Origin of the sequence: Paenibacillus alba (assembly GCF_013204855.1) — a bacterium.
GTDB classification, from domain to species: domain Bacteria; phylum Bacillota; class Bacilli; order Paenibacillales; family NBRC-103111; genus Paenibacillus_E; species Paenibacillus_E alba.
In genome coordinates, this window is the sequence record NZ_JABMKZ010000040.1 from 21,548 (window position 1) to 35,629 (window position 14,082).

Genomic DNA, 14,082 nt, shown 5'->3' on the forward strand with positions numbered 1-14,082 from the left:
TGACCCGCACATATGCTGTTTTCAACATATTTCTTACCTACTTGTCTTGTTTTCGGTATTCACCAGGTGTTGAACCGACTTGCTGTTTGAACGTACGGATAAAGCTCGATACATCATAATAGCCTATCTGTTGTACAATTTCCTTAACCGAGTTGTTTGTATGTCGAAGCAACCGTTTGGCTTGTTCGATCCTTACCTCTTTCAAATATTCCATGACTGTTCGACCTGTCTGTTCTTTGTAATAACGGCTCAGATAGGACAAGGAGAGAGAAAAGTGCTCGGCAATCTTTTGTACGGAGAAATCATATTCGCTGTAGGATTGCATAATATATTGGTTAATTTGGTCGATCATTACGGCAGGAGATGCCGACTTTGGCAGATTAAGGGAATCACATAATGCTGTACAAGCGGTTGTGAGCAAGTCAGCAATTTCATCTAACGTCGTATAGTCGGTCAACGCTAATATGTCCGGCAAGCGATCGCTTGAGCTTCCTGGACTTCTATTTTCCATGAACGTAATAAACTTATGAATCATGTCATAACAAAGCTCTTTGGCGATAAACAGAGTCATGCCGCTTTGTTTAATTTTCATGGCGATTTGATAGACACCCTTGGTAATCCGATATGCTTCACCATACTGCAGAACGATTTCCAATTCGTCCAGAATACGTCTGGGATTTAACAAATCTGCATGATCATGGGCCATTAAGTCATCGAAGAAAATAACTCGCTGATTCCCTTTGATCATCTTATAGTCTATCGCCGTTGATGCTTCTAAATAGGAACGCCCCACTTGCGACATTTCCCTATAACTGTTTCCGATACCCAGTGTAATTGGTACGACATACGTGATACTCAAATGAACATGCAAACGGTTCAACCACAGCCTTCTATCCTCTGAAGTGCCTCCCCAAGACAAAATAAAAATCGCTCTTCGTTCTTCTAAGCCGATCTTTACATGTCCCACGGCATCTCCTCCGAACTGCTGCTCCACTTCTGCAATCAACTTTTCCTTATAGATCACTTGTGAAACAGGAACTTCTAGGATCATTACCGTCATATCTGGAAAAGGAAAAGCAATGCCTACTTCCTTGCCCCGTTCATTAACATCGTCCAGTGTCTGAAATTCTCCCTTCAGTAAACTGCCCAGAAAATGGTCTCTTACCGCTGAACGATTTTCTTCCAACTTGCGGCCCAAGGTTCGGTTCGAATCCGTGATATCGTTGATAACACTGCCAATTGCTTCGAATACGTTCGTTTTATGAATCGATTGACCTCGAATGGCTTCTACGAGTGAAGCTAGCTTTTTAATTGGATTATAATTAAATACCATAACAACGTAAATGAAAGCGCACCCAATAATCAAAATGAATAGCAAATAACTCATCCACTTCAAGATAGCTTGATGAACTGGCGCAACGACTGAATTGTAAGGCAGCATGATGACATAAGTCAGACCGCTTTGCGTTGATTTCTGAAACGAAACAACAAACTTTTGATCTTGAAACTCTTGAATATGCCGTTTGTTCTCTCCACTTGCGATTTGCTTGTAGACGTCGACGGATATCAAGGAATCCAATTGTTTATAAGCCGATATGACCTTGCCTGCTTGATCGAAAACCATCGCGTTGCCATTCGGCAGCAGCTGATCTGGATTAAGCCCTTTGAGTAATGTGTCTTCTTTCAGTTCAAACAAGACCGTCCCATACGGGTTTTGGTTCCTCATCGGAATAGGCACGATATAAGTAATCAGACGTTGTAGGGGCAACCCCTCCATCCTAACGTCCTCTGCTGGACGAAGCATCGTTGTGTTGATATGGTTCAAATCATCATGAAACTGTGCTTCGGTCCATTCGGAAAAGTGATAAAAATGACTCACAAAGTCTTTGACACTATACGTGCTAAGGGACGAATATAACTTCTCCGATCCGCGAATATGGAGAACAATTTCACGAATACTGTCATCTACAACCTTACCTTCCAGTATTTTTTTTCCTTGATACGCACTAAACATGTCCTGTGTCAGTATATAAGGTGACAGCTCCGGGGTTTCCGTAATCTGATTGGCAATTTTATTCATCAAAATTAGTTTGTAATCAACCTCGAACTGGAAGCTATTGAGAAGCGACTGATTATTTCTCTCAACTTCGTCCCCCACAATCGTTGATAATTGATAATACCCTGTAAATCCCAAAAAAAGCATAGGCAAAAAAAGAAGCAAAGTAAATGATAACAAATATCGATTAAAAACCGTCATAACCCTTCGTCTGTATATCGTAGATTTCATCATCATTGAATACATTCATCCTTTGGATTGTGACATGAACTTATCCCTCTCATTATGCTTAGTATCACGACAATCCAACAGGTGAATGTTTTATACCCCTGTACAAAATAAACACCTATCCTTTAGAATGTAATCATTTAAATTGCCATCAGAACGATATAAAAAGGGCGCCACATTGTGAAAACTGTGCGCCCTTCTTATGAGCCAATCCGATGAAATTTTCAAGCTTGTACCGTCTCCCGTTCCTTATTTTCATATAATCTCTCAATTGTTCTTTCAATGTTAGGTTCCTTAATATGCAAATCAACAATACTATTGCCAGTAGTGATTTTAGAAATAGCTTCAGCAATTGTGATCTCATTCGTATTGATGAGAATCGTTTTTCTCGGTCCCTCTTCACTAATAACCCTCAATCGAGAATCATTAAGTGATACATTGTCTTCTGCAAAATCCACGATTAACATATACCCTTCACTGTATAAGTCTTTTAATTCCCCTATGGATCCGTCAAATATTTTCTGCCCATGATCAATCATGATGATTCGATTGCAAATTTGCTCAATATCGTCCATATCATGAGTGGTTAATAGGACTGTCGTACCTTTTTCTTTATTTAATTCCCTCACAAAACGTCGAATACGACTTTTAGCTACAACATCAAGTCCAATTGTAGGCTCATCTAAATATATAATTTCAGGATCATGTAGAAGAGCAACCGCCAAATTGGCTCGCATCTTTTGTCCCAAGCTTAACTGTCTAATCGGTCGATTCATAAATTCCTTCATCTCTAACAACTCCACATAAAGGTTTACATTTGATTTAAACTGTCGCTCTTCAATACGGTACATTTTCTTATACAGTTGAAAAGTCTCTGTCATTGGCAAATCCCAATACAATTGAGATCTTTGTCCGAAAACTACGCCCATTTTCTCCGCATTTTTCACTCGATTTTCGTGAGGAACCCTCCCATCAACGCGAACAATTCCAGAAGTTGGTGTCAAAATACCTGTTAAGATTTTGATCGTAGTCGACTTACCAGCCCCATTTGGACCGATATATCCAACAAGCTCTCCTTTATCAATGCTAATATTTATGTTTTGAATAGCGACCTTTGTTTCAAATTCACGAATAAATAAAGATTTTAACGTCTTGGTCCAACTTGAATTTCTTTTATACACTTTAAATTCTTTACAAATATTTTCCATTTCAATATAAGCCACATTCTCATCCCTTTCATCAAGACCCAGTGCTGTTATAATGTTTAATCCCTTTGAAGAAAAACAGAAGTGCCAGAGTAAATAACACAATACCGATAATCGGAGTAAGAAATTGAACCAATGGATGAAACATTAGGAAATCGTTTTTTTTGAGAAAATATTGCGCTGGATAAAAATTGATGAATGCATAAGGAAACAATAAGGTTAATAACACCTGCAGGAACTTGCTGTACGCAGATATTGGATATTGGATAAACCTTTTTAAATCAAACATAAATAGGTCAATTAATGCATTATTGTTCGTTATCCAAAAAGCGGGCACAGAAGTAAACAGAAATGCTGCGCCTTGTATGAGAGTAGCTCCAATTAATACGATGACAAGGAACAATAGATTCATTGCGCTTAATGTGATTTGAAGTTTGTTGAAACAAATGATGATAACACCGATGGCAACAATCACATTGTTAAAATACCCGGTACTGAATTCTTTGCATACTAAATATAAAAAAGGATTAATTGGTTTTGTTAAAATTTCATCAAATTCTCCGCTTTGGATGCGTGATGCTAGTTTCATACATGGATGAAACAGAAAAAATCCAGCAAAGGAATATGAAGCTAAACTTAATGCATATAAAAACATAACCTCGTATGTTCCCCATCCAGCAATTTGTTTGAACTTGGAGATGAGAATATAGATGAGTAGAAACTCCGTTACCCATACGGATGCTTTGGAGAAAGAGGTGAGCAAAAATGCACCCCGATATTCTACCACTCCGTTTAGCTTAATTTTGATAAATGCCAAATATAGCGGCAGTCGACTCATTTTAGCCTCCATGGACGATCACTTTTTTTTCAACTTTGTTCCAAATTAACTTTTCCACGATGATCAAAAGAATGATCCAAACAAATTGCGTACAAATAACGTTGATAGACTCATGCCAAGACAATTTCCCCAAAAGTATGGCAATTGGCTCGAATGCGACAAGATGAAAAGGCAGCATTTTGCTAATGTATAATAAAAAATCTGGATAAAACCACAGGGGGACAAAAGTACCTGCAAAGAGTTGAAAAAACGCCTTCATAAACCAATCAATATAAAAGGAAGTCGTCATCCAAAACGTAGTTAATCCCAAAATATAATTGAAGTAGTAGATAATTATAAAACCGTTAATCAGGCTAATAAAAAATAATAAAAGGCTATTAGTCTGATATGGCCATGTAAATCCCGAATAAATAATAATAAGCAGTATCGCTGGTACTGTATTGAAGACGAGCATGTACAAATTCTCGCCGATTTGGTTGGCAAATATGTAATACTTAAAATGAATTGGCTTGATGAAGTCGGTGCTTATAGAACCATCAACGACTTTGCTCCCGATCTCATTAGCAATATTTGAATAGATCAACGAACCAATTATTGAATTGACGATGACAAAATTAATCATATCCGTTAATTGAATACCGCTAATAGCCGATTGTCCTTTAAATAAAGCTGTCCATATACTGATTAGGATTAACATCTTAATGAGTGAACTGATGGCACTTATGTAGGAGTTCATTCGATAAACAAACTTTTGAGAAAATGATATTTTAATGAACTCTAGGTATACTCCCACTCGATAGCCTCCTACTATTTCTTATTCCAATGATTCCCAAAGGGTACAAACATCGTAACTTAATTAAACCCAAAGATGAATGGTCAAAATCTAAAATCAATCTTCAATATTGAAAATCAATAAAAAATGCAGCAAGGCCGGCCCCCTAAAAGGCCAACCTGCTGCATACAACCCTAGCGATCCAACATACGCATAACCACCGTGACGGCTTCCGCTCTCGTCGCCACGTCAAACGGTTTAAAAGCATGATTCTCCCGGCCATCAACTAGACCTAGTGAGTTAGCCCGCGAAACTAACGGCAGTGCCCATGAGGGGATCTGAGAACTGTCGCTAAACGAAGCCGCTGCTGATGTTCCCTCGCTTTGTGGCAATGCCCTTACTAACATGGCAACCATTTCGATTCGATTTATTGCCTCATTAGGGCGCAGAGATTGGTCTTCATAGCCCTGGATAATGCCTGCTTTCAACGCAGCGCTTAGTTCTCCCGCCGCCCATGCCGGAATACTCGCCTCATCCGTGAATTCCGGCTTCGTTGGTTCCGGCTTCAAGCCCAGAGCACGAACTAGCATGGCAGCGAATTGAAGCCTCGTCATCGGTTCGTCAGGCTTAAAGCTACCATCTGAATAGCCGTTCACAATGCCCTTGGCAGCAGCCTTGCTGATAGCTTCCGATGCCCAATGTTTCGGCACATCTACAAAAGTCTCCGGCGTTGGTACTGAGGTTGAGGAATCCGTCGGTTTTGAAGGCTGTGGAATCGTTGGTTCAGGAACCGGGTTAGGCAAAGGCGCTGGATTATACCCAGATGAAGAATCCGATGAAGAATTCGATGAAGACGAATTGTTTGTCTGCGGGCGTTTTATCATCATCGTATACGTTTTATGAATGCCCGACGGCATCGACACATCAATCAGAACAACACTGCCGCTTTCTGCAATCGCCAGCGGCCCGCTTTCGCTGCCGCTTCTTACTGACTGCGTCGAAGCGCCGTCTACACTCACCTGAATGTCAGCCTTCTGACTTAAGGAAGCCGGCGTAATTGTTAGGTTGCCAATTCCAGTCGGAGCCATCACCGTATAATACGTAATATCCGAGCGGAAGACTGGTGTAAGTGTCAGATTGGAGCTGATCTGAAGGCTGCTTAACTCCGGCTTGCCCTCTTCCTCTGGCATGTTCCTGCCTGCAGATGGCCCGACATCAGCAGCCGTAAGCGGCTTAAGTGTAGGAACGGCTGTCTGGTCGTACTCATCTGCACCAGCGTCGGGAGTATGCGTCCGCCTTTGACCATCCATATCGTCCAAAGGAACATATGGACCTTGGGCGCTATCAACCGCGGGACTTAGCGGCGACAAGCGAATCAGACCGTCGCTGCCACGGACCAGCTTCAGATCACCTTTGTAAGTGGCGCTAACGACAGTCGCATTCGCCGCCACAGCAGCGAGACCATCGACCATGTTGCCGACATAAGTCGGTCGGCCTGCGGACGTGATATCTTTCGTTTCATTGAATATCGTCCCTACGTTACTGAAAATGACATTATTATAAACTTGCGTTCCCGTTGGTTGGAACGTGCGCTGAGCAATTTTGACGGCCGATGCTTTATTGCTTAAGTTTACGATTGTATTATTGAAAATTTGCACATTATATTGCCGCCAATGCCCTCGCAGCAACTCCTGCTGCCTATCTGGGGAAAGGCTCCTAAGTTCCGCGAAGTCGTTCGGCCCAGTGCCCCAACGTATAATTGGGTTCGTGCCTCCCTCCGGCCCCGCATCTTCCGTTCCGCCATCAAGCTGAATGGCATCATCCGTAAGTCCTTCCATGTAATTATTATAAATCTTGTGATCATTCCCATAGAGACGGAAACCGCTCGTTCCAGGTTTCTTGCCATCTGCGATAATGAAATTGCCATAAAAGCTGTTGCGATGACCGTGCCGGGCTACCATGCCTCCATAGGAATTCAAGACGGTGTTGTAGCGGATCGTATTATCGCTGCTCTTCACCGAAACGATCTCGTCCTCGCCGTTCAAACCGTCGAACAAATTGTATTGAATCGTAACATGTCCAGGAGCCAAAGATAGCCCGGAAAGCCCCAGGCGGATCGCTTCCAATCCGTTGCTTACCCGTGGACCGATATCATGGAAGTGATTATATTCAATCACATCGTACTGCGAAACCGCATCCTTGCCGTCATATGTCATCACTGCGCCGAAGCCGGTTTTCGGACCGATGTCATTGTAAGCGATCCGATTGTGGCTGCTGGTGCCTTCCACCCGAATATAATGCCGGTCGGTTCCGCCGTCCGTAAGCAGCGCCGAGTTCGGGGAATGCGACGTTTCGCCCGTATAAACAGCTCCGTTCGGATCATAGGTGCTGCCATAACGGCAGTTATTTTCAACGCCAATCACACACCAAATTGGTTTGTTGACGCTGTTCTCAGCTTTCGTAAAGCGATATTTCTGCCCCGTTTCATCCAAGGCAAAGGTATTGCGCACAAGGGAGACATTGCTGGAGTCATACAGTTCCACACCTGGGTGCAGTCCCTTCAACGTTGCGATCCTGTCTTCCGGAACGCCTCGGCTCCGCAGCGTATCCTCCCCAGTATCCGATCCGCCACCGGAGTGGAACGTAAGTCCTTCAACCTCAATATAGTTTGCATTTTCCAAATGCATGTAGCTGTCGCCAGCGATAACGGCCTTCCCCAGTTCAGCAGCGACAATACGAATCGGAAGCGCAGCCGTGCCTGCCTTATCTTTGATAACGAATGGGCCGTTTTGTTGATACGTACCATTTTGCAATTCAATCGTCGTCCCTTTAGCAGCTTGATCCAGCGCATTTTGCAGTTCTTCCGCGGAATTGACCTTCACCACCCGTACCGGAGGGAGGGGTTCCACGGGTCTATCACCTGCTTGCGGAGGACCACTTGGCTCTGTAGGTTCATCCACCTTGGGTGCAGTGCCCGTATAAAGTTCAACTTCGGTAATACTATTCCAATTGCCTGAGCTGCCCGAAGCCGTATTTCCATATCCGACCAACCGCAGATATCGAACTTCTGCCGGAGTAGTCAGCACATAAGGCTGCATAATATCATCTTCGACTTTGAGCAATCTACTTTTTCGTTTAGGCAGCAGCACGGTCGGATTCTGGAAATCCGCTTGATTGGAGCCTATAATTTCGAAATTGCTTTGACGGTCGATCGCGCTCAGGAAAGCAATGTTCAAATAGGTAACCTTCTCAGGCTGACCCATATCGAACTGCAGCCACTCCCCTTGTCCGGAAGCCGACCAACGGACATCATTATTCCAAACACCGTCCACGACATTCGCGGGAATATTCGTCGTGTTCGGCTGATAGGAACTAGCGGTAACCGTACTTGCGTTCATCGGCACTTGGCCATTCGTTCCTTTGGCGGATAGCCGATAGGCTTGCAGCGTGTACGTATTCATCGCATCGCCGTTTGATAATCGGATCGTGAGCTTGTTGTTGCCCGGCGCGAGATGAACCCTGGCAACATCGCTTATGGGCTGATTCACCCCTTCAAGGTTCGTCAAGGTCACCGCCGTAGAAATACCGCCGCTGACTTGCATGGCTAAACGGATGGAATCGGCTGTTTGTGGAACAATGACCTCATACCCGTCCATCTTGGAAGACACGAAGGGGATATTCATCCCGATCTTTTGGCTGCCGTTCCAAACATCGAGCGCAGATAACTGGATGGCTGGCATTTTCTCCACAAAGGTGAAAAAGGATCCGTCAGCGAGCTGTGTATCCGCAGCGTAGTAAGCTTCACCATGCACCTCCACAGGAGTTAATGACAGTGGAACCGCGTGGCTGAAATCGCTGCTTCCGCTCGTTAGCAGCAAGCCGCCTAGCGGAAGCATTGCTGCTGGAAAAGCAACTTGTACAGTTCCGACATTGCCCGTATTTCGGACTTTCCATGTCCGCGCTGACTGCTTGAAGTCCGCACCGTAGGGCACAGAAGGAGCCAAACTTCCGTTATCGCCCCAGAGCAGGTACTGTTTGTCCGCCAAAGCTTGTTTAGCGGTAATGATGACCTGCGAAGAGGCTTGTCCTTCGCTGCTCCGGCTTGTTGCTTGCGCCAATGCTCCTTGCTGATCGCGGGCGATACCTGCAATGTTATTGCCATAAGCCATATTGGCATCCGTTGGCCAAACGACCATCGGCGAAGGGCCTGCCGATACATAATCCTTCCCCTTCAGCGGCGTTCCGAACTTAAGCGCCATATATGTTTGCACTTGATTCTGCTGATCTTCTGTAAGCGTATCGCCAAACACGATCATCTCGCCAATTTGTCCATCATAGCCGGATCCTCCCTTGACAGCAGAACCGAGAGACATCGGGTTGCTTCCGTTTCCAACCATTGCGAGGCGGGCCTGTGTTGATTTGGCTATCGTTTGCCCATCTAGCGTAATCGCTTGGTAAACAGCACTGGAAACGGCAGGATGCGATTCATATTGAAACCCCCAACTATTGTATTGAAGCGGAGGGATTGAATAGCCTGTCGTGAGTCGTGGATTTCCAGATAGGGTAGCTCCCGAATCCCACAAGACTTGCGAAGTGCCGGAATAATAGGGGATATACGCGCCGAACACTCCGTTTCCTTGCAAATTTTCATAAAAAATTTGCGACGTCTGATTCGATAACGATATCCCGCCAGTAACCATATATACACTGGCATGTTCAACAGACTCATTCTGGTTGAATAACCCATTTTTGTCCAACAAAAGACTTCCACTGCCTGAACTGGCTGAACGAATAAATTGCACCGAAGGCTGGAAATTCAGTGCAGGATTGGACGGAGTATACTTCGGCTTTGCCCTCGGACTCTTATCGCCAACCGTCCCGTCATTGATGAAATCATTACCTTGCGGACTGCTGTCCTTCCATACCGTTATATCGCCATTCCCACTACGGGTCACGCTGTCGGAATCCGCCTTCAGCCACAATTTCAGCATATTGGCATCCACACCACCTGGTGTTCCTGCCACTGCGCTATCGGCATGTACGTTGGATACCCCTAGCGGCAACCAAGTAAATGTTAATGCTGCTGCGAGCAGCAAGCTGACTCCCCGTTTCGAACGCACGATGAATTCTTTGGACATCTTGCTCAAATTCTCATCACCTCTTCTGTATCATGAAGCTTTTAGGCAACATTGCTGAAAACCGTAAAAGCAGCTGCATTCATCATAAGAAAGCCCTTACAAATAATACATCTTTAAAACCTTAAACGTATCATCAAATTCTCAAATTCCACTAATCAATATCTAAATCAACCTTTAATTTTGAAAGACGCGCACTTCGATTTCATACAAAAATACAAATATCTAGACTTGGCTAGCTCGAGGTCCTACATCATCTACAGTGAGCGGTTTTATTGCTGCAACATGACCGGAATCGTATTCGTCAGTGCTAATGGCTGGACTTTGCTCGCTTGCCGCAGCCTGCTGCATCGCACTTGACTCAAAAACCATCGTTCCAGAATCGCTGACAATCAAGTTGTTATACACCTTCGTACCCACGGGTTGATAGGTTTTTCCGCCCAGAGCAAGGAATTTGGCATCATTCCCCGGATTCACCAGCGTATTATTGAACACCTGAACATGATATTGCCGCCAATGCCCACGCAGAAGCGCTGTTCGCTCCTCTTGCGAAAGATCCTCCAGAACCGCAGACTTTTCCTCATCTCCACTCATCCACTTTACCGTAGGATTTAGGCTTCCTTCAGCTCCTCCATCATGTGATCCGCCATCAAGTCTTATCACCTGATCCGTCAAGCCCTCCATATAGTTGTCATAAATCTTATGATCGTTGCCATAGATGCGAAAGCCGCTCATCCCCGGCTTTTCCCCGTCACCGAAGAAGAAGTTGCCGTAAAAGCTGTTGCGATTACCGTGTCGAGAGACGAATCCCCCGTACGAATTCCGAGACGTATTGTAGCGGATGATGTTGTCGCTGCTCTTCACAGAAATAATCTCATCCTCGCCGTCAAAACCGTCAAACAAATTATATTGGATCGTTACGTAACCAGGCGCTAATGAAAGACTCGATAAACCGAGCCGGATCGCCTCTAATCCGTTCGTAACACGCGGGCCGATCCTATGGAAATGATTATATTCAATGACATCATGCTGCGAGATCGTTCGTCCGCCATGCCCCTCTCCGTCATAAATAAGAACGGCGCCAAAGCCTCTCTTGGGCCCAATTTCATTGTAAGCAATCCGGTTGTAGCTGCTCACTCCCTCCACTCGGATATAATGGCGGTGCGTTCCATTGTCGGTGATCAGTTTAGCATCTTCATATGGGGTCGGACCGCTATATACAGCTCCATTCGGATCATAGCTGCTGCCATAACGGCAGCTGTCTTCGATGCCATACAACCCCCATACTGGACCCTTATTCGTGAGGAAGCGATAAGGCTGGCCGGTCTCATTCAAGGCAAATGTATTGCGAAGAATTGAAATTCGGCTAGAACTCTGCAGTTGAATTCCTGGATGTACACCTTGCAAAATACGGTGCGATAGACCTCTGTCTCTAAGCGACTGTTCGCTCGAGGTAGAGCCGATCCCACTATGGATCATAAGCCCCGATACTTCGATATAGCTTGAATCCTCAATGTGCAAATAGCTGTCACCTGAAATAATAGCCATTCCTAAGCTAGCAGCTTCAATCCGAATCGGCATGCCGTCCGAACCATGCTTATCCTTTACAACGAATGGGCCGCTTTGTTCATATATCCCGTTTTGCAGCTCAATGACGCTTCCTGCGATCGCTTCATCCAATGCCATCTGCAATTGTGCAGCCGTGCTAACCTTTATGTATGTCAGCATCGGCCGTACTTCCATATGATCCCCCATATCCTAACCCCTCCATCATTCTCTATCATTCACTTGCCTGCTTAGAACACACGATGCTTCCAACCCTGCAGCTTGGCAAGAGCTTCAACATAATAGTAGTCGCCATAAATCAACGAGACATTCACATTCGTCTCAGCCGGTTTATGCCCTGTTCCCCCACGGAGAATGCCTTCATGCTGCGGTTCATCGAAGGCCGCATATCTCTCCGATAAAGATTTCAATATGCGCTCAGCAGCCGAGCGGTACTTCGTTGCGTCCTCAGCTTGAACGACTTCGGCAAGCTCAAGCAAACCCGACGCCGCAATGCTTGCAGCGGACGTATCCCGTGGCGCGCCGCTTGCACCCGGTGCCCGGAAGTCCCAAGGAGGCACCATTTCTTCTGGCAGCGAGCTGAGGAAATGATGAGCTACCTGCTGAGCCGCATGCAGATACTTCTCCTTCTTGGTATACCGATAGGTGTTAGTCATACCGTATAACGCCCAAGCATTCCCTCTGGACCAGCAGGAATCCTGTGCAAAGCCTTGCCCACCCATGTGCTCCAGCAATTCCCCAGTTATCGGATCAAATACAGCAATATGACAAGTCGATCCATCGCCACGGATCATATGCTTGATAACCGTATCTGCATGAGCACAGGCGATTTGAGAAAATCGCGGGTCTTGCAGCTCTTCCGAAGCCCAGAACAAGAGGGACAAGTTCATCATGCAATCGATGATGGCCCAGCCAGTCATATCACGATTCCAAGCCCTAAGAAACTGCCCAGCCAAATTAAATCGGCCTGCAAGGAAATTGGCTGCCGCAAGTCCCCGACGTCGTCCGTCCATATCTCCAGTCAGCTTGTACTTGAGTACAGAGGTGGGCAAATACTGAAACCCCACATCATGATGAAAATGGTTGTCTTCCAGCAGATGACGTTCCATCCGTATATCCCAATCCCAGGCAGCAAGTTTATAGCGTTCTTCGGCGGTTAAATCATAAAGAATCCACAGCATCCCCGGCCAGAATCCGGAGATCCACTGATCAAGCTTTAAGCCGTCATATGCCCCTGACTGAGCTGCATGCGGCGCTAGTTCAATCCCTCGGCTCAGCATGACATCAACCTTGTTCTGCACTCCTTTCCACCAAAAATCGATAGATGCAGGATCAATTATTGTTGATTTTTCAATTATTGTTGGCTTTTCCATGAATGTAAACTCCTCCTTTTTATCCTTTAATAGCCCCAATTAAAGCGCCTTTCACGAAATATTTCTGCAGGAAGGGGTAGACCATAAGAATCGGCAATGTGGCCACGATAATGGTAGCATGCTTCAAGGTTTCCCCTACGATCGCCACATCCGCACCGCTGGAACCGCTTGCCATCGAGCCTGCTTCGTTCATCAGCAGCAGCTCTCTAAGTACAAGCTGCAGCGGGTACAGCGATCGGTCTTGCAAAAAGATTAGCGCGTTAAACCAAGCGTTCCAGTGACTCACCCCATAGTAGAGCAGCATAACAGCGACAACTGGCATACAGAGCGGGAACATAATCCGAAACAAAATAACAAACTCATTGGCCCCATCTATTTTCGCCGATTCTTCCAGACTATCCGGTATCGCCTCAAATGCTGTTTTCATCAGAATAAGATTAAACGCTGAAATTGCTTGCGGAATAATTAATGCCCACAATGTATTCGCTAGGCCCAGCCCTTTGACAGTAAAATAGAAGGGGATCATGCCACCGCTGAAAAACATCGTAAAAACAATATACAGCATGAGGGGCTTACGATAGCCCAAGCATTTCCTCGACAAAGCATATGCGCCTAGAGACGTGAGAAAAATGTTAAGCGTTAATCCCACGACAACAATGATCATCGTATTGACATAGCCGTTCATGATCGTTCCATTTTGGAAAACAAGCTTATAGGCATGAAGATTAAAATCAAGCGGTTTCCAGAGAATTCCGCTATGCTGCATATAGAGAGTAGGATCGCTTAAAGATGCAAACAAGACGTACACAATAGGATACACAGTAGCTACAGCTAGCAGTGACAATAACGCATAGTTTCCGATATCGAAAGTCCACTCACCGACTGATTTGCGCTGCATATTCATCCCCC

Annotated in this window: 8 protein-coding genes; all 8 read right to left on the reverse strand. The window is 45.1% G+C overall.

Annotated features, from left to right (window positions below; translation table 11 throughout):
* Positions 1–37: 37 nt before the first annotated feature.
* The 8 genes from HQN90_RS31530 to HQN90_RS31565 all read right to left on the reverse strand — a co-directional run bounded on the left by HQN90_RS31530 (position 38) and on the right by HQN90_RS31565 (position 14,071).
* Positions 38–2,293: a helix-turn-helix domain-containing protein gene (locus HQN90_RS31530; RefSeq protein WP_173226528.1), complete on the reverse strand. Its 2,256-nt coding sequence runs from the start codon at positions 2,291–2,293 to the stop codon at positions 38–40.
* Between the two features lie 215 nt (positions 2,294–2,508).
* On the reverse strand, positions 2,509–3,507 hold the full coding sequence (locus HQN90_RS31535; RefSeq protein ID WP_173226530.1) for an ABC transporter ATP-binding protein: 999 nt from the start codon (positions 3,505–3,507) through the stop codon (positions 2,509–2,511).
* 16 nt (positions 3,508–3,523) lie between these two features.
* Positions 3,524–4,327 (reverse strand): ABC transporter permease, encoded by an 804-nt coding sequence (locus tag HQN90_RS31540; protein WP_173226532.1) that lies wholly within the window; start codon positions 4,325–4,327, stop codon positions 3,524–3,526.
* 1 nt (position 4,328) lies between these two features.
* Positions 4,329–5,120, reverse strand: coding sequence for an ABC-2 family transporter protein (locus tag HQN90_RS31545; RefSeq protein WP_173226534.1), 792 nt, complete (start codon positions 5,118–5,120; stop codon positions 4,329–4,331).
* Positions 5,121–5,293: 173 nt separating this feature from the next.
* Positions 5,294–10,237, reverse strand: coding sequence for a chondroitinase-B domain-containing protein (locus HQN90_RS31550; RefSeq protein ID WP_246362941.1), 4,944 nt, complete (start codon positions 10,235–10,237; stop codon positions 5,294–5,296).
* Between the two features lie 222 nt (positions 10,238–10,459).
* Positions 10,460–11,989, reverse strand: coding sequence for a polysaccharide lyase 6 family protein (locus HQN90_RS31555; protein ID WP_173226538.1), 1,530 nt, complete (start codon positions 11,987–11,989; stop codon positions 10,460–10,462).
* Positions 11,990–12,030: 41 nt separating this feature from the next.
* Entirely contained in the window at positions 12,031–13,173 is a 1,143-nt protein-coding gene (locus HQN90_RS31560) for a glycoside hydrolase family 88 protein (RefSeq protein WP_173226540.1), read from the reverse strand.
* Positions 13,174–13,192: 19 nt separating this feature from the next.
* On the reverse strand, positions 13,193–14,071 hold the full coding sequence (locus HQN90_RS31565; RefSeq protein WP_420851101.1) for a carbohydrate ABC transporter permease: 879 nt from the start codon (positions 14,069–14,071) through the stop codon (positions 13,193–13,195).
* Between the last annotated feature and the right edge of the window lie 11 nt (positions 14,072–14,082).

Coding starts and splice junctions, on each gene's coding strand:
- HQN90_RS31530 (WP_173226528.1), bottom strand. CDS start 2,293: ATGATGATGAAATCTACGATATACAGACGAAGGGTTATGACGGTTTTT.
- HQN90_RS31560 (WP_173226540.1), bottom strand. CDS start 13,173: ATGGAAAAGCCAACAATAATTGAAAAATCAACAATAATTGATCCTGCA.
- HQN90_RS31550 (WP_246362941.1), bottom strand. CDS start 10,237: ATGTCCAAAGAATTCATCGTGCGTTCGAAACGGGGAGTCAGCTTGCTG.
- HQN90_RS31555 (WP_173226538.1), bottom strand. CDS start 11,989: ATGGGGGATCATATGGAAGTACGGCCGATGCTGACATACATAAAGGTT.
- HQN90_RS31565 (WP_420851101.1), bottom strand. CDS start 14,071: ATGCAGCGCAAATCAGTCGGTGAGTGGACTTTCGATATCGGAAACTAT.
- HQN90_RS31540 (WP_173226532.1), bottom strand. CDS start 4,327: ATGAGTCGACTGCCGCTATATTTGGCATTTATCAAAATTAAGCTAAAC.